General features: G+C 63.1%; 11 protein-coding genes, 1 other RNA gene and 5 pseudogenes. 10 read left to right on the top strand and 7 right to left on the bottom strand.

Annotation, left to right across the window (positions count from 1 at the left end; translation table 11 throughout):
* Nucleotides 1-289: 289 nt before the first annotated feature.
* The 3 genes from KWO_RS02145 (at nucleotide 290) to KWO_RS02155 (ending at nucleotide 3,937) form a co-directional block, all read left to right on the top strand.
* The gene (locus KWO_RS02145) at nucleotides 290-1,186 is read left to right on the top strand and encodes a tryptophan 2,3-dioxygenase (protein ID WP_010382061.1); all 897 of its coding nucleotides are present in this window, start codon (nucleotides 290-292) and stop codon (nucleotides 1,184-1,186) included.
* A 640-nt stretch (nucleotides 1,187-1,826) separates the two neighbouring features.
* Complete coding sequence (locus KWO_RS02150) at nucleotides 1,827-3,335, top strand: peptide MFS transporter (RefSeq protein WP_010382062.1); 1,509 nt, start codon at nucleotides 1,827-1,829, stop codon at nucleotides 3,333-3,335.
* Between the two features lie 11 nt (nucleotides 3,336-3,346).
* Nucleotides 3,347-3,937, top strand: a complete 591-nt coding sequence (locus KWO_RS02155) for a thioredoxin family protein (protein WP_010382065.1) — start codon at nucleotides 3,347-3,349, stop codon at nucleotides 3,935-3,937.
* 345 nt (nucleotides 3,938-4,282) lie between these two features.
* On the opposite strand, the gene KWO_RS02160 is transcribed toward KWO_RS02155, so the two are convergent.
* Nucleotides 4,283-4,771 (bottom strand): MarR family winged helix-turn-helix transcriptional regulator, encoded by a 489-nt coding sequence (locus KWO_RS02160; RefSeq protein ID WP_010368009.1) that lies wholly within the window; start codon nucleotides 4,769-4,771, stop codon nucleotides 4,283-4,285.
* Nucleotides 4,772-4,893: 122 nt separating this feature from the next.
* Here KWO_RS02160 and hppD point away from each other — a divergent pair, with 122 nt between their 5' ends.
* Both hppD and hmgA read left to right on the top strand, forming a co-directional pair.
* Nucleotides 4,894-6,009: a 4-hydroxyphenylpyruvate dioxygenase gene (gene hppD / locus KWO_RS02165; protein ID WP_017112910.1), complete on the top strand. Its 1,116-nt coding sequence runs from the start codon at nucleotides 4,894-4,896 to the stop codon at nucleotides 6,007-6,009.
* 307 nt (nucleotides 6,010-6,316) lie between these two features.
* Nucleotides 6,317-7,642 (top strand): homogentisate 1,2-dioxygenase, encoded by a 1,326-nt coding sequence (gene hmgA, locus KWO_RS02170; RefSeq protein WP_017114055.1) that lies wholly within the window; start codon nucleotides 6,317-6,319, stop codon nucleotides 7,640-7,642.
* A gap of 26 nt (nucleotides 7,643-7,668) precedes the next feature.
* On the opposite strand, the pseudogene KWO_RS02175 reads toward hmgA, so the two are convergent.
* A pseudogene (locus KWO_RS02175) lies at nucleotides 7,669-8,289 on the bottom strand (IS630 family transposase); the annotation flags it as partial.
* A 66-nt stretch (nucleotides 8,290-8,355) separates the two neighbouring features.
* Here KWO_RS02175 and KWO_RS02180 point away from each other — a divergent pair.
* Nucleotides 8,356-8,640 carry a hypothetical protein gene (locus tag KWO_RS02180; protein ID WP_017112633.1) on the top strand — a complete coding sequence of 95 codons (285 nt, stop codon included), beginning with the start codon at nucleotides 8,356-8,358 and terminating at the stop codon, nucleotides 8,638-8,640.
* A gap of 1,139 nt (nucleotides 8,641-9,779) precedes the next feature.
* Entirely contained in the window at nucleotides 9,780-10,379 is a 600-nt protein-coding gene (locus KWO_RS02185; protein ID WP_113622324.1) for a hypothetical protein, read from the top strand.
* 287 nt (nucleotides 10,380-10,666) lie between these two features.
* Here the strand turns inward: KWO_RS02185 and KWO_RS02190 are convergent.
* Nucleotides 10,667-11,131: pseudogene (locus KWO_RS02190) on the bottom strand (IS630 family transposase); the annotation flags it as partial.
* On the opposite strand from KWO_RS02190, the pseudogene KWO_RS02195 reads away from it, so the two are divergent.
* Together KWO_RS02195 and KWO_RS02200 are read left to right on the top strand one after the other, a co-directional pair.
* Nucleotides 11,128-11,415, top strand: a pseudogene (locus KWO_RS02195) (homogentisate 1,2-dioxygenase domain-containing protein); the annotation flags it as partial. The pseudogenes KWO_RS02190 and KWO_RS02195 sit on opposite strands and share 4 nt — an antisense overlap.
* A gap of 104 nt (nucleotides 11,416-11,519) precedes the next feature.
* Nucleotides 11,520-11,596, top strand: a non-coding RNA gene (locus KWO_RS02200) — sX9 sRNA.
* A 69-nt stretch (nucleotides 11,597-11,665) separates the two neighbouring features.
* Here the strand turns inward: KWO_RS02200 and KWO_RS02205 are convergent.
* The 3 genes and pseudogenes from KWO_RS02205 to KWO_RS02215 form a co-directional block, all read right to left on the bottom strand.
* Nucleotides 11,666-12,241, bottom strand: a complete 576-nt coding sequence (locus KWO_RS02205; protein ID WP_010382083.1) for an OmpO family porin — start codon at nucleotides 12,239-12,241, stop codon at nucleotides 11,666-11,668.
* Nucleotides 12,242-12,407: 166 nt separating this feature from the next.
* Nucleotides 12,408-12,602 (bottom strand): annotated as a pseudogene (locus KWO_RS02210) (IS3 family transposase); the annotation flags it as partial.
* 196 nt (nucleotides 12,603-12,798) lie between these two features.
* The gene (locus tag KWO_RS02215; protein WP_227479926.1) at nucleotides 12,799-13,218 is read right to left on the bottom strand and encodes a hypothetical protein; all 420 of its coding nucleotides are present in this window, start codon (nucleotides 13,216-13,218) and stop codon (nucleotides 12,799-12,801) included.
* A 48-nt stretch (nucleotides 13,219-13,266) separates the two neighbouring features.
* Here KWO_RS02215 and KWO_RS02220 point away from each other — a divergent pair, with 48 nt between their 5' ends.
* On the top strand, nucleotides 13,267-14,250 hold the full coding sequence (locus KWO_RS02220; RefSeq protein ID WP_017113471.1) for an IS5 family transposase: 984 nt from the start codon (nucleotides 13,267-13,269) through the stop codon (nucleotides 14,248-14,250).
* A gap of 375 nt (nucleotides 14,251-14,625) precedes the next feature.
* Here KWO_RS02220 and KWO_RS02225 read toward each other — a convergent pair.
* A pseudogene (locus KWO_RS02225) lies at nucleotides 14,626-15,628 on the bottom strand (IS1595 family transposase).
* Nucleotides 15,629-15,738: the final 110 nt, after the last annotated feature.

Below are 15,738 nucleotides of genomic sequence, written 5' to 3' on the forward strand. Positions count from 1 at the left end.
TGCGACTGGTGTGGATGGGCGTTCTGCGAGGCACTGCGCAAGGATCGCTGGCCCAATCCCTCAAGAGCCCCTCCGGGACTGCAAGCAGCCAGCCAACCCGGTCCATGGCCGAATGCCATCCGCCATCCGCCATCCGCCATCCGCTAATCCCGATTCCCGATTCCCAATTCCCAATTCCCAATTCCCAATTCCCAATTCCCAATTCCCAATTCCCAATTCCCAATTCAGCAGCGGCTGCCAAGCCGCCGCCAGCGCGCTACCCTGCGTGCCCGATCTTCAGCGCTCCGCCATGCCCGTCGACAAGAATCTGCGTGACCTGGAACCTGGCATCCACACCGACCTGGAGGGGCGGCTGACCTACGGCGGCTATCTGCGGCTGGACCAGTTGCTGTCTGCGCAGCAGCCGCTGTCCGAGCCGGCCCATCACGACGAAATGCTGTTCATCATCCAGCACCAGACCTCGGAGCTGTGGCTGAAGCTGCTGGCGCACGAGCTGCGCGCGGCGATGGTGCATCTGCAAAACGATCAGGTCTGGCAATGCCGCAAGGTGTTGGCGCGCAGCAAACAGGTGCTGCGCCAGCTCACCGAACAGTGGTCGGTGCTGGAGACGCTCACCCCCAGCGAGTACATGGGCTTTCGCGATGTGCTGGGGCCTTCGTCGGGCTTTCAATCGCTGCAATACCGCTACATCGAGTTTCTGCTCGGCAACAAGAACCCGCAGGTGCTGCAGGTGTTCGCGTACGACCCGCCGGGCCAGGCGCGGCTGCGCGAAGTGCTTGAAGCACCCAGTCTGTATGAAGAATTCCTGCGCTATCTGGCGCGCTTCGGGCACGCAATTCCCCAGCAATATCATGCCCGTGACTGGACCGCCGCCCATGTGGCCGACGACAGCCTGCGGCCGGTGTTCGAGCGCATCTACGAAAACACCGACCGCTACTGGCGCGAGTACGTGCTGTGCGAGGATCTGGTGGATGTGGAAACCCAGTTCCAGCTGTGGCGGTTCCGCCACATGCGCACGGTGATGCGGGTGATCGGCTTCAAGCGCGGCACCGGCGGCTCCAGCGGCGTCGGCTTTCTGCAGCAGGCGTTGGCGCTGACATTCTTCCCGGAACTGTTCGACGTGCGCACCTCGGTGGGCGTGGACAGCCGCCCAGTGCAGGGCGGGGCGTACGCCGGGAACGGCTGAGTAAGGCCAGACGTCAAGCGGGCGACAAGCTGAGCACGGGGATAAGCAGAGCAGGGCGACAACCCGCGCAGGGAAAAAAGCTGAGCAATGCAAACGCTGAGCAATCAGCAGCCGCAGCGCACTCAAGCGCCTTCCCCTCGGGGCGAGAAAGCGCGGCCTGCGCGCTACTGGCGCGCGTGCCTAGGAGCGCCCGCGCCGCGAGCGCGGGCCGGGGCGGAGCAGGGATCGATGCATGGCAGCAGCATTGATCGTTTCACTTTGCCGGCGCGTGGCGACGCGTTTGTGATCGCTGGCGCTGCCAGCTTTCCGACGCGCCCCTCATCCGCCCTTCGGGCACCTTCTTCCCCATGAAGGAGGACAATGTCCCGATGGGAGAAGGCAAGGCGCGGCGGCGGTAGGGGTTAAGGGCGATTGCCAGTGCTGACGCAGGCGCCTCGGGACCATCCTAGGCCCTGGAAACGATCTCGCACACGCCGGTGGGGATACCCAACACACCCACCAAACCCGCCCATTCCACCCTCGGCCATCAGGTCGCCGACTCCGGCGAATTTGACGCGTACATGACGTCTAAGTGATCCTCGCGCGTTGCCCGGGCTCGCTCCGGTGCACCCAGCCATCACTGAATACGCAAGGGACTTCTATGAGCGTTGACGCGACTGCGCCGACATCCGCCTCCAATCCGCCGCCGCCCGAGTTCCCCACGTTGCTCGGCCATCCCCGGCCGCTGTGGTTGCTGTTCATGACCGAATTCTGGGAACGCTTTGCGTTCTACGGCATTCGCTGGGCGCTGGTGTTGTACATCGTTGCGCAGTTCTTCAACGGGGATGCCACCGGCCAGGCGCCGGCGGGGCGGACCTACGGCGCCTACCTGGCGCTGGTGTATGCGGCGGCGATCTTCGGCGGCTACGTGGCCGACCGTGTGCTCGGTTACCAGCGCTCGATCCTGGTCGGCGCGGCCGTCATGGCGACCGGTCTGTTTCTGATCGCCATTCCCGACCACACCATGTTCGAGATCGGCCTGGCCACCGTGGTGGTTGGCAACGGGCTGTTCAAGCCGAACATCTCCACCATGGTCGGCAAGCTGTATTCGGTGGCCGATCCACGCCGCGACAGCGGGTTCACCATCTTCTACATGGGTATCAACCTGGGCGCGATGATCTCGCCGGTGCTGACCCAGCTGCTGGCCGAAAAGGTGTTCGGCACCGAAGCCATGCCGTCCTACAAGATGGTGTTCATGGCCTCCGGCGTGGGCATGCTGATCAGCCTGGTGTGGTTCTGGTTCGGCCGCGTCCAGCTCAAGGGCATCGGCGCCCCGGCGCCGGACGCGCAGGGCGTGGGCCGTGTGCTGATGGTGCTGGTGGGCTGCCTGCTGGCGATTCCGGGCGTGTACTTCCTGCTCGCGGTCGGTGCGGACGTGTTGCAGATCGTGCTGACGGTGCTGTTCATCGGCCTGTCGGTGATGCTGCTGGTGGAAGGCATCCGCGAAGGCAAGGTACAGCGCGACAAGGTGATTGCGATGCTGATCATCTTCGCCTTCAACGTGCTGTTCTGGATGTTCTTCGAACAGGCCGGCAGCTCGTTCACCTTCCTGGCCGACAACATCGTCAACCGCAACTTCGGCAGCTGGACCTTCCCCACCGCGTGGTTCCAGTCGGTGAACTCCATCGCCATCATTGCGCTGGCCCCGGTCATCGCCTGGATCTGGGTCAGGTCCGGCCGCTTCAATCCGTCGATCCCGCGCAAGTTCGGCCTGGGCCTGCTGTTCAACGGCCTGGCGTTCCTGCTGCTGATGTTTGCGTTGTCCAGCCTGGTCAACGACGCCGGCAAGATCCCGTTCTGGACCTTGTTCATGGTCTACGTCATCCAGTCGATCGGCGAGCTGTGCCTGTCGCCGATCGGCCTGTCGATGGTGACCAAGCTGGCCCCGGTACGCCTGGTCGGTTTCGGCATGGGTGGCTGGTTCCTGTCCACCGGCATCGGCAACAACCTGTCGGGCATTTTCGCAGGTCATGTCAGCGGGAACGAAGGCATGAGTGTGTCCTCGGCGCTGGGCGGATATACCTTCGGGTTCTGGGCGCTGATGGGCGCCGGCGCGTTGCTGTTCCTGATCGCGCCGCTGATCAATAAATTGATGCATGGTGTGAAGTGAGGAGAACAGCGATGCCGATCAAACCCCTTGTCTGTGGCTTATTGCTGACGGGTCTGTTGAGCGCCTGCGGGCAGACCAGCAGCCCGCAGGAAGCGCCAAAGCCGTTGGATACGTCGATGCAGAAGCCGCCCAGCGCCGATCCCAGCCAACCGGTGTCCTCGGGCAATACGCCGACCGCTGCAGATATCGCCGCAGCCGCCGCGCTCAATGCGCAATACGACCCCTCGCGCGATCCGGCCGCCGATCTGGAGACGGCCAAGGTCGAAGCCAAGCGTGGCGGCAAGCGCATCGTGCTCAATGTCGGCAATGCGGCTTGCGAGCCCTGCAAGGCGCTGGATGAGCTGATGGGCGGCGACGCCGAACTACGCAGCTTCCGCGACGCGCACTTCGTGGTGGTCAAGGTCAACCGCGATGCGGCCAACGAAAACGCTGCGTTCCTGTCGGCGTTCTCACAGCTCAACGACTCTCCCTCGCTGCTGGTGCTGGATAACGACGGCAAGCTGCTGGCCACCCAGTCTGGCCCGGAGCTGCGCAAGGGCGAGGGCTTCGACCGCAAGAAGCTGTTCGACTTCCTCAAGCAGTGGGCGCCGCCGCAGGCCTGAGGTCTTGGATGCGTCAAACACAAAACCCCCGCAGCAGTGCGGGGGTTTTGTGTTTGCATCGTGCCGATGTGGATCGGCTGGCGTGCGCACGGTGAGTCTGCGTCGCGCGCTGCGTGCTGCACCACCTGATGATGCATCGTCGGCGACAGCAGCACGCCACTGCATGGGAGGTACTGTGGCCATGCGCGGCGTGCCAACAGCGAAGAGCAGCGATCCAACCTCCGGTCGCAATCTGTAGGAGCCGCCATACACAGTTCTGCGCGCGTCCAGCAGCGATGCGAGTACTGCACCAGCGTTGCCCGCTAGCACGGAACTGCAACTAAACCAGGTCCTGCGCAGCGCCACTTACTCCTTGCTGGCCATGCGCGGCAGCCCATCCTTGGCCAGCCGGTCGATCAGCTTTTCCAGGATTTGCTGTTCTTCCGCGCTGAACACCGACATCAGCCGTTGTTCCATCTCGTTGACCAGCGGCGCGACGGTCTCGTAGACCTGGCGCCCGGCCGGCGACAGCGCCAGCATCGAGCGGCGGCGATCATCGCCGTGGGTTTCGCGGCGGATGAAGCCGCGCTCCAGCAGGCGTGCCACGGCGCGGCTGACTGCCACCTTGTCCATCGCCGTGCGGTCGGAGACCTCACTGGCCGAAGATCCCGGGTATAGCGCCAGAATCGTGATCACCCGCCACTCGGGAATCGCCATGCCGTAACGATCGCCGTATACCTTGGCAATATTGCTGCTGATACGGTTGGACAGCACGCTCAGGCGATACGGCAGGAACTGCTCAAGGTTGAGCAGTACAGGATGTTGCGGCGGATGAGGGGCGTCGAGATCGCTCATGTTGCACTGTGTCTTGATTTTGGTTTCATTTGCAACTACAAACGGAGGGTGGCCTGCGCATTCTCGCGGGTCTTCTGCTAGTCCGCATAGCCCTGCGGCCCCCAAAGCGTGGAGAAACGACGATGAGCGCACAACCGAACAGCACTGCAACCCGCCCGGATCCGGGCATGCAGATCACCACCTTCGAGAATCCGATGGGCATCGATGGCTTCGAATTCGTCGAATTCGCCGCACCGGCCGGCCAGGCGGAGCAACTGCACGACTATTTCCGCAAGATGGGCTTCAGCGCGGTGCTGCGTCACCGCAGCCGCCCCATTACCGTCTATCGCCAGGGCGGGGTCAACTTCCTGCTCAACGAAGACCCCGATTCGTTCGCTGCCGACTTCGCCGCTGCGCATGGTCCTTGCGCCTGTGGCTTTGCGATCCGCTTCCGCACCCCGGCAGAGACCGTGCTGCAGACCGTGCTGGGCAACGGCGGCGAAGCGGTGCAGGACAAGGCCGATACGCGCGCCGTGCCGGCACCGGTGGTCAAGGGCATCGGCGACTGCATGCTGTATCTGGTGGACCGTTACGGCGACGCCGGCAGCATCTACGACGCCGATTTCGAGCCGATCGAAGGTGCCGACCAGCATCCGACCGGCTTCGGGCTGACCTTCATCGACCACCTCACCCACAACCTGTATTTCGGCAACATGCAACGCTGGTCGGATTACTACGAGCGCCTGTTCAACTTCCGCGAGATCCGCTACTTCGACATCAAGGGCGCCAAAACCGGCCTGGTGTCCAAGGCGATGACTGCGCCGGATGGCATCGTGCGGATTCCGCTCAACGAATCGTCCGACCCCAAGAGCCAGATCAACGAGTATCTGGACGCGTACCAGGGCGAAGGCATCCAGCACATCGCCTGCTTCACCGACGACATCTACACCAGCGTGGAAAAAATGCGCGCCGCCGGCGTGAGCTTTCTGGACACGCCGGACACGTATTTCGACGTGGTGGATCTGCGCATCCCCGACCACGGCGAAGACGTCGAACGCCTGCGCCGCAACAAAATCCTGATCGACGCCGACCCGGATACCAAACAGCGCAAGCTGCTGCAGATCTTCACCACCAACTGCATCGGCCCGATCTTCTTCGAGATCATCCAGCGCAAGGGCAATGAAGGTTTTGGCGAAGGTAATTTCCAGGCGTTGTTTGAAAGCATCGAGCGCGATCAGATGAAGCGTGGGGTGCTTTGAGGGCTGGGATTGGTGATTCGGGATTTGTGGCTGCTGCCACTCACTGCGCCGGTGCGGGTTTGGAGTGGTGCTCGTTGTGATGCCGAACGCCGCAGCTTGTTAAGTCAGGCGGAGCTTTGGTATGTATCAGGCCAATTACGCAGACAAGTCGCACGTATCAGGCAATTGCGCGCGTCCCAAGCACGCATGTGTCTGACAACACAGAGTGATGAAACGCACGTTGCTGAAACCCCTCTCCCGACGGGAGAGGGCTTCAGCACTGGTCGTCCTGTGCGATGGCAAGACCACAATTGAAGAGCCTATGTCCATGCATGACCAATCTAACTACATGACCGGCTTCGGCAACGAGTTCGCGACCGAGGCCGTGGCCGGTGCTCTACCGGTCGGGCAGAACTCGCCACAGCGCGTGGCGCATGGGCTCTATGCCGAGCAGTTGTCCGGCACCGCGTTCACTGCGCCGCGTGGCGAGAATCGGCGTAGCTGGCTGTATCGCATCCGTCCGGCAGCCGTGCATGGCAGCTTCTCCCTGATCGAGCAATCGCACTTCCACAACGACTTCGGTACCGGCCCGGTGCCGCCGGATCAGCTGCGCTGGAGCCCGCTGCCATTGCCGTCCGCGCCCACCGATTTCGTCGATGGTCTCTACACCATGGCCGGCAATGGTGGGCCGGAGGCGATGTCCGGCGTTGGCGTGCATCTGTATGCGGCCAACGCCTCCATGCAGGATCGCTTCTTCTATGACGCCGATGGCGAGCTGTTGCTGGTGCCGCAGCAGGGCCGGTTGCGTGTGCATACCGAACTTGGCGTGCTGGCGTTGGAGCCGCAGCAGATCGGTGTGATTCCGCGCGGGGTGCGCTTTCGCGTCGAGTTGCTGGATGGCACCGCGCGCGGTTACGTGTGCGAAAACTTCGGTGGCCTGCTGCGCCTGCCCGATCTAGGGCCGATCGGCTCGAATGGGTTGGCTAATCCGCGCGATTTCCAAACGCCGCATGCTGCGTTCGAGCAACGCGAAGGCGCGTTCGAATTGGTCGCAAAGTTCCAAGGCCACCTCTGGCGTGCCGACATCGGCCATTCGCCATTGGATGTGGTCGCCTGGCACGGCAATTACGCACCCTATCGCTATGACCTGCGTCGCTTCAACACCATCGGCTCGATCAGTTTCGATCATCCCGATCCCAGCATCTTCACTGTGCTGACCTCACCCAGCGACACGCATGGCACTGCGAACATGGATTTTGCGATCTTCCCACCGCGTTGGCTGGTGGCGCAGCACACCTTCCGTCCGCCGTGGTTTCATCGCAACGTCGCCAGCGAATTCATGGGCCTGGTGCATGGCGTCTACGATGCCAAGGCCGAAGGCTTCGCGCCCGGTGGCGCCTCGTTGCATAACTGCATGAGCGGGCACGGCCCGGATGCGGCCACCTTCGACAAAGCCTCGCAGGCAGATCTCACGCGCCCGGAAGTGATCACTGAAACCATGGCTTTCATGTTCGAAACCCGCGCGGTATTACGCCCTACGCAGCAGGCATTGAACGCCGCGCATCGGCAAGCCGATTACCAGCAGTGTTGGTCCAGATTGCGCGCGGCGTTTCAGCATCCACCAGCGGAAAACGCGACGTCGGTTTCACGGTAAACGGAGCGTGATACGCCCAGGCTTTCCTAGTGTCGCGTTCCGTTGATAACTTTGCAGAGCCGTTCGACCTTGGCCAGGATCGAGTCAGCGGTCGCAGTCCATTGGAACGGTCGCGGGTTTTGGTAGTAGTGCTCGACGAAGGCGTTGATCTTGCGCGTTAGATCGGCCACCGACTCGAAGGAGCCCCGCCTGATCGCCCGCTGGGTGATCAGGCCGAACCAACGCTCGACCTGATTGAGCCAGGAGCTGCAGGTCGGCGTGTAGTGGATGTGGTAGCGCGGTCGTTTGGCCAGCCATGCCTTGATCCTGGCGTGCTTGTGAGTGGCGTAGTTGTCGCAGATCAGATGGACGTCCAGATCCTGCGGCACCTGCGTGTCCACGTGCCGCAGGAACGAGAGAAACTCCTGATGTCGGTGCTGGGGTTTGCACTGGGTAATGACACTGCCGTTGGCGATGTCCAGCGCGGCAAACAGGGTCCTCGTGCCGTGGCGCACAGAGTCATGCGTGATGCCTTCGACGTACCCCAGCCCCATCGGCAGCAGCGGCTGGGTGCGCTCCACAGCCTGTACTTGGCTAGTCTCGTCCACGCACAGCACCAGCGCATGATCCGGTGGATTCAGAGACAGGCCGACGATGTCGCGCACCTGGCGACGGGCCCCGGCGCGGACATCGTCTTCAACATCCATGCCGCGCACACCGGGGGGCAGAAGGTCATGGAAGAAAACCTGGAGATCAGCCAGCCGGACGCGTTGCCGCGACTGCATACCGATCCCGCCACCGGCACGCGCTGCATGCGGATGCACGCCGCCCCGGGGCCGCTCACCGTCGCCTACGCGGCCACGGTGGACATGCACCACCACGCCGCCGATCCGGCGCGCATTCCCGAGGCGCCGGTGCGTGACCTGCCGCCCGAGGCCGTCGGCTACATCCTGCCCAGTCGCTACTGCCAGTCCGACCGCCCCGTCACGCTGGCCATGCGCGAATTCGGCCACCTGTAGCAGGGCTACAGCCGCGTGCAGGCCTTCTGCGATTGTGTGCGCGGCCACGTCGCCTTCCGCTCCAATACCTCCAACTCCACCACCTCGGCCATCGACACTTTCGTGGAGCGCGTCGGGGTGTGCCGCGATTTCGCGCGCTGAACATCCCGGCCCGCATCGCGACCGGCGCCGACTACGGCGCCGATCCCGCGCTGGGCCGCCCGATTTCCACGCCTACGTGGAGGTCTTCCTCGGGGACCGCTGGTACGTGTTCGATCCGTCCGGCACGGCCATCCCCATGGGCATGGTGCGGCTGGCGCCGCGCCGCGATGCCGCCGGCGTGGCCTTCGCCACGATCTTCGGCAGCGTGCAGTCGTCCGCCCCCAAGATCCGGGCCTGGGCGGTGCAGGACCCGGCCCGCGGCTTCGAGCTACCCCAACATTCCTCACTGGCGCTGTCTACCGATTTCCCGGACGGCCACGGCGCGCCGCGTGCTCCGGCAAGCCAGGCCGCAGGGGGGGCACGTGGGCTCGGGACGCATGCCCGCACTGCAGGCGGCCGGCGCCTGAGGCGTTTCCCCGGCGGGTGCCGCCGGGGCCGCAGGTTCGCGCATGCGCCTGCCGGTTCGCACGCCGGCTCCGCCGGCGATGCCAGTGCGGCTTCAATGGGCCAGGGGGGATCAACGCATCCCGTACGCAGGGCCGGGCGCCGCCGCGCCGTGCCCGCTCTCTTCGAGCGCTCCGATGCCTTCCACGCCTTCTGCCACATCGCCACGAACGTCCTTCTGCCAGGCCAGCCCCGCGTACCCCGAACCAGCCACGGTGCCCGACGCGCATGCCGCCGCCCCACCGCAGGAGGCCGGGCCGCGGTTGCACGCCCATGCGGGCCCGTTGCTGCCTCGCTCCCGTTCCCTGCCTGCACGTGCCGGGCTGCCTGGAACCACCGGCCGTCCGCCGCGTGCCGCGGGCACGTCTTCCCCCCGTTCCGCACCCCGCGCCCCGTCTCCGCACGGGCCTGGGCTGCAAAGTCCGCAAGGCCCGCCAGGCCCGCCAGGCCACGGTGGCGCGGGCGCGCGGTGGGCTCTGTTCCCGCGCGACCTTCCCACGCTGCAGCCCCTGTGGCGCAACCTGCTCCGGCAGGCGGCATGGCTGACCGAAGAGATGCGCGCCCATCCCGCGTGGACCGCCGTCGCCCTGGACACCCTGCGGCAGCCCGAACTCGTCGGTGCCATGGCAGCGCAACTGGCCACGGCTGCGCAATGGTTCTCCGCCGGGGCGGCCGCGCTGCCAGGGCAGCTTGCGGAGCGCGGCGACCAGGAAACGGCCTGGCGCATCGCGCAGGCCCTGGTGCAGCTCGATGGAGCGCAACTGGCCGAGGACCTGATCGGCGAGGTGGTGTACGGCACGCTCCGGCACCTGCCGGACCGCCAACTGGCGGGCCTGCAACTGCTCGCGGGCCTGGGCATGCTGCTGGCCTACTGGCAGAGGATGGCCCGCCAGCGCGACGCCCTGGCCGCGGCGCATGCGCCGGACCAGCCGCCGGTGCAGGCCTGCACGCCGGCGGGGCCGGTCGCAGGCACCCTCCAGCGATCCCTGAGCGAAAGCCGCGCCAGCGTGGCAGGCGCGGTGGCAGGCGCGGTGGCGCATGCCACCCAGGGCGTGATCGATGGCGAATATGCGGTGGGCGTGGCCCAGTGGATGGCGGACGAGGCCCGCCAGGCGGCCAGCCGCTGGTTCAGCCGCAGCCGGAGTTTCAGCTAGGGCGTGTCATCAATCCCCGAGCATGCCGCGCCGCGGGCGCGCGCAACCGCGGCCCTTCGGGTTGGGCCTGGCAGGCGCGCTGCCGGCCCCGCGCGGCTTGACCTGACGGCCAGTCAGGCGCTGCTCCGCGCAAGGCCGGCAGCGCGCCTGCCAGACCCAACGCGGCATACGCAGGAATTGGTGACACGCCCTAAGGGCTCTGCCCGCCTTGCCCAGGGCGGCCAGCCGCGGGAGGTGTATGAGCTGGCCCTGCGGGAGATCGCCACGCAGCGGTGAGGCGGCTGGCGCTACTGTTCCGTTCCGTTGATCACTTTGCAGAGCCGTTCGATCTTGGCCAGGATCGAGTCAGCGGTCGCAGTCCATTTGAACGGTCGCGGGTTTTGGTAGTAGTGCTCGACGAAGGCGTTGATCTTGCGCGTTAGATCGGCCACCGACTCGAAGGAGCCCGGCCTGATCGCCCGCTGGGTGATCAGGCCGAACCAACGCTCGACCTGATTGAGCCAGGAGCTGCAGGTCGGCGTGTAGTGGATGTGGTAGCGCGGTCGTTTGGCCAGCCATGCCTTGATCCTGGCGTGCTTGTGAGTGGCGTAGTTGTCGCAGATCAGATGGACGTCCAGATCCTGCGGCACCTGCGTGTCCACGTGCCGCAGGAACGAGAGAAACTCCTGATGTCGGTGCTGGGGTTTGCACTGGGTAATGACACTGCCGTTGGCGATGTCCAGCGCGGCAGACAGGGTCCTCGTGCCGTGGCGTCTACGATGCCAAGGCCGAAGGCTTCGCGCCCGGTGGCGCCTCGTTGCATAACTGCATGAGCGGGCACGGCCCGGATGCGGCCACCTTCGACAAGGCCTCGCAGGCAGATCTCACGCGCCCGGAAGTGATCACTGAAACCATGGCTTTCATGTTCGAAACCCGCGCAGTGTTGCGCCCCACGCAGCAGGCATTGAACGCCGCGCATCGGCAAGCCGATAACCAGCAGTGTTGGTCCGGATTGCGCGCGGTATTTCAACATCGACCAGCTGAAGACGCGACGTAGGCCATACGGCAGACGTGGGGCCTACCGCAACTGCGCCGGCTAAGAGCTGCTAACAAAACGACTGCGCAGCCGCCAGGCGGACGCGGCCGGTGCTCGGAATCGGCATGTACCACGCGTGCACTCCGGTGCTGAGCGCGCCGTCCGCACCCACCTGACAGCTGCTCACTACGTTTTGTTGGCCGCTCTTACTCGGTGAATGCGCAGTGGTTTTTAGTCGCCTCTTATTGGCCCCAGTGGCATGGGCGAACGCTTACCAGCTCAAGCGCGGCCCTACGAACCATGCGATGTCACCCATGCGACCCATCTTCATGTCGGCGCTGAGGCTCCACGTCCGGTTCAGCTTGGCCTGGGCACCCAGATCTAAGTGGTACTGGCCTTTCGGGTCGTAGCCTTTTTTCTTCAGGTAGTCCTCATAACCAAGCAAGGCGAAAACTTCCAGGTAGGGGCTGAAGGAGGTACGGATGCCCGCTTCGGCGCTCCATCCGCCGAACGTAATGAGCGGCGATGCCGGTGTTGCGCTGCTGTAGGCCACACGGCTCACCAGGTCTGTGTGATTTGCGATTTCATGGCTGTAACCGACGCCGACGTGCCACAGGTGAAAGCTTCGGTCTTTAAAGTCGGTCTTCTGGCGGGTGAAATCGCCAAACAGATTGAAGTTCGGATTGAGCGCATAAGAGCCATTGACTGCCAAGCCTTGCGCAGAATAGCCCCCATCGCGGGTCTCGGCATAAGCGGCTTCGGCGTAGTCATAGGACAGGCCTTCGGCAGCAGAGGCGGCCAACGGCAGGATCGCTAGGATACCGACAGCTAGCAAAGAGGTCTTCATGGTTGCGTGTCTCTGGAGGGTGTCAGAAATTTTTTCTAAGAGTCGACGTCTCACCTTCTTGAGTAGCAGTCGAGTTTAGAGTCCGGGACTGATGACCTCGTTGCTGGCCAGATGACGGCGTTTTGGGTTGTAGAACATCTCGATGTAGTTGAACACCTCGGCGCGTGTCTATCACCGCGGCCGGATGCATCCAGCCTGCGTGCGTGCGGATGAAGGTGAAATCACTGGCCCAAGTCGTGTCCGGCTCGGTCACGTCGAACTGCCGACCAAGCAGGTTGGCCGCCGCCATGCACTCGGTCCCGCCATGGAAGCGGGGTTTGCGCTCGTAGCCCACTTGCGCACGTAAGCTGACCAAACGCACGCCCATGTCCGGGTCGAAGCGCTTGTATACCGCTTGCTGCTCATGGACACCCCCCGAATCAGCCATGTTCCATGGCCTTGAGATGTCTACGGAACCCTGGGCGTATTAAGTCGATATTTTCTAGTCGTGCAAAGCAGACGGCGGGGTGACAAGGGGGCAGTGCCAGTTCGCATGCCGGCACTGCCACCCACGGCGATCAGCGGTATGAAAATCCCGAATTACTCAGACCGAAAACAATCGTCGCTGAGTTTTCTCCCTGGAAGCCGAGCGTGGTGTAGAATCCAGCCATGGCGGTACCAGGCTGACAGTTCGCTGTGGACATCGCGTAGAACTGGTAGTTATCGGGTGTATTGAGCTTCAAATTCGGGCCAGGCACACTTCTCTTATAGCGCAATGGCACGCACGTCTGTAAGCCGTTACCTACCACCAACACCGCACCTGCGCGTTCGACAATGCTTATGAATTTAGTTGAAATCACGGGCCGGCCTGGGCCGAGGAACTTACCAGTGCCAGCAGGAGCAATGCTGTCGGCACGATGGTCCGAACTTTTCCACACGGAATTTCTCGATTCATTGGACTTCTCAAGAGATTTTTTCTTTAAGGAAACTCTGAACAACTCCCCTTGATCCTGCGACAATCACACAGACGCAACGGGACAACGACGATGCAACTGACCTTCGGCGATGCGGAGTACAACGGCAAGCGCAAGCGGACGCGGCGTGAGGTGTTCTTGGCCGAGATGGACCAGGTCGTGCCGTGGAAGGATCTGCTGGCACTGATCGAACCGCACTACCCGAAGTCGGGGCAGCCGGGGCGACAGCCGTATCGGCTGGAGACGATGCTGCGCATCCACTTTTTGCAGCAGTGGTACGCACTGAGCGATCCATCGGCGGAAGAAGCACTGTACGACACGGTGTCGATGCGCCGTTTTGCGAAGATCGGCGGGCTGGATGAGGTGCCGGATGAAACGACGATTCTCAACTTCCGGCATTTGCTGGAGCGGCATGATTTGGCGCGCAAGCTGTTCAACCGGGTCAACGCGCACCTGTCGCGTAAAGGGCAGAGTCTGCGGGGCGGGACGATCGTGGATGCCACGATCATTGCGGCGCCAAGTTCGACCAAGAACAAGGATGGCGAGCGCGATCCGGACATGCACCAGACCAAGAAGGGCAACCAGTACTTCTTCGGGATGAAGGCGCACATCGGGGTGGACGATGAGTCGGGCCTGGTGCACCACGTGGAATGCACGGCGGCCAACGCAGCGGACATCACGCAGGCGCACAAGCTGCTGCACGGCAAGGAAGACACTGTGAGCGGCGACAGCGGCTACACCGGGCTGGACAAGCGCGATGAGATGAAGGGCAAGCGCACGCTGCGCTACCTGATCGCGGAGAAGCCCTCGAAGCTGAAGCAGATCAAGAATAAGCGCGAACTGAAGTTGGCCAAGCGCTGGGAGCACACCAAAGCCAGCCTGCGTGCGAAGGTGGAACACCCGTTTCGGGTGATCAAGCGTCAGTTTGGTTACGTCAAGGTGCGCTATCGCGGTTTGGCGAAGAACACCGCACAGGTGCTGACGCTGTTTGCACTATCGAATCTGTGGCTGACGCGCAAAGCGTTAATGCCTGCTGCGGGGAAGCTGTGCCTGTAATCCAGGCAACACCCCGCAAACGTGCCGAAACCGGCAAAAAATCGGCGATTTGAGCGCCCTCAGCGCGGCGGATGCGGTTGCTTCGTTTTCCGGTCGCGTTGATCAGACCATCCTTAAGTTGGAAAGGCCTGCGGATCGATTGTGAATCGCATGCCACTAGGTGTAACATGGCGGAGGATAACGACTTGCAAGCCGGGACTTTTGTTCGTTGGCGCAGTTACGCGTCCCCTGGCGAACAGACGCTAGCAGGCTGCTGAAATACTCTGGATGGACCTCTGCGACGACTCGAGGAAGGGCCAACAAAGAACTACTGCGTGAAATCTTAAGGCTGCCGGTGTCTGTCGGAGGCTCAGAATTGGCGGAGAAGCTACTCATCTATGCATGTCGGCAGGCCGAAATTAGTACCTGATTAGCCCTGACTCTCAAGCCATGGAAATGGCTTGCCATGCGCAGAGCCGGATCCGGGCAGGGCTTGCAACGCATCATCGCCGTAGCGAGTCGCGGCAGCATCTCGCGCAAGCGGAAACGGCGATTGAAGCGGTAGGCGGCTTCGGCCAGATAACGATTTGCATATTTTCCTTGGGCAATGGCGTGATAGACGCCGCTGATGGCACGTTTGAGGTTGCCCAGCACCACGTTGACCCAAAGGGCACCGGCGGCTTCGGTCGCAGCCCGTCCGCCACCGATGTTCAGTGTGGTATGCGCATGTCCCGCCTCTTCCAGGCGGCGGAAACAGGCCAATCCGTCGGTATAGACCTCGCACCCGGGCGCCGGGCTGTCCAGTCAGCAAGCGAGATAGTGTCGAAGCTGCGCACTGGTTCGATGACCACACAACCCGGCGCGGTGAAGGTCTCGTCGATCTGCACTGCAATCGGGAACGGTTGCTTGTTTTCCGATCCGCGACCAGCCTTGCCACCATTGCGCTTACCGCCTAGGTAGGCATCGTCAGTCTGCACGAATCCAGACAGTCGACGCGTGTCTTCGCGCTCCGTCATCACCTGCATGATCTTGTGCTTCATCCGCCGGGCGGTTTTGTAGTTGACGCCCAGGTGACGCATCAGTTCCAACGCGGCCATGTTGGTCTTGGTCGAGGTCAACAGATGCAAGGCCAGCATCCAGGTGCGCAGTGTCAGCTTGGTGCCTTGGAACATCGTGCCGGCGATCAAGCTGGTCTGGTGCCGGCAGGCGCTGCACGGTAATAGATGGCGCCACCGCGCTTGAAGCGCGAGCGCGCTCGTCCAGCGTAGCAGGGGCAGTGAAATCTCTGTGGCAACCGCCATCTGTACAGAGCGCGGTAGCACTTGGCCTCGGTGGCGTAGGACGCAAAGAACTCCGGCATCGACACTCCCGCCTGGAATTGCACCGCATTGATGCTCATCGCGCCGGCTCATTGGCTTCAGGTGGCGACAGCATCTGATCATGCCATCGCAGATCTTGCGGCTGCTGGATGAAGGTCGGGGCTAATCAGGAATTAGTATTTCAGCAGCC

The sequence above is a fragment of the Xanthomonas vasicola pv. musacearum NCPPB 4379 genome, assembly GCF_000277895.2.
Lineage (GTDB): Bacteria > Pseudomonadota > Gammaproteobacteria > Xanthomonadales > Xanthomonadaceae > Xanthomonas > Xanthomonas vasicola.

Excerpts from the sequence above, each read along its gene's own strand:
- KWO_RS02145 (WP_010382061.1), top strand. The coding sequence starts at position 290 with ATGCCCGTCGACAAGAATCTGCGTGACCTGGAACCTGGCATCCACACC.
- KWO_RS02150 (WP_010382062.1), top strand. The coding sequence starts at position 1,827 with ATGAGCGTTGACGCGACTGCGCCGACATCCGCCTCCAATCCGCCGCCG.
- KWO_RS02205 (WP_010382083.1), bottom strand. The coding sequence starts at position 12,241 with ATGAAGACCTCTTTGCTAGCTGTCGGTATCCTAGCGATCCTGCCGTTG.
- KWO_RS02180 (WP_017112633.1), top strand. The coding sequence starts at position 8,356 with ATGGAAGAAAACCTGGAGATCAGCCAGCCGGACGCGTTGCCGCGACTG.
- KWO_RS02185 (WP_113622324.1), top strand. The coding sequence starts at position 9,780 with ATGCGCGCCCATCCCGCGTGGACCGCCGTCGCCCTGGACACCCTGCGG.
- KWO_RS02160 (WP_010368009.1), bottom strand. The coding sequence starts at position 4,771 with ATGAGCGATCTCGACGCCCCTCATCCGCCGCAACATCCTGTACTGCTC.
- KWO_RS02220 (WP_017113471.1), top strand. The coding sequence starts at position 13,267 with ATGCAACTGACCTTCGGCGATGCGGAGTACAACGGCAAGCGCAAGCGG.
- KWO_RS02155 (WP_010382065.1), top strand. The coding sequence starts at position 3,347 with ATGCCGATCAAACCCCTTGTCTGTGGCTTATTGCTGACGGGTCTGTTG.
- hppD (WP_017112910.1), top strand. The coding sequence starts at position 4,894 with ATGAGCGCACAACCGAACAGCACTGCAACCCGCCCGGATCCGGGCATG.
- hmgA (WP_017114055.1), top strand. The coding sequence starts at position 6,317 with ATGCATGACCAATCTAACTACATGACCGGCTTCGGCAACGAGTTCGCG.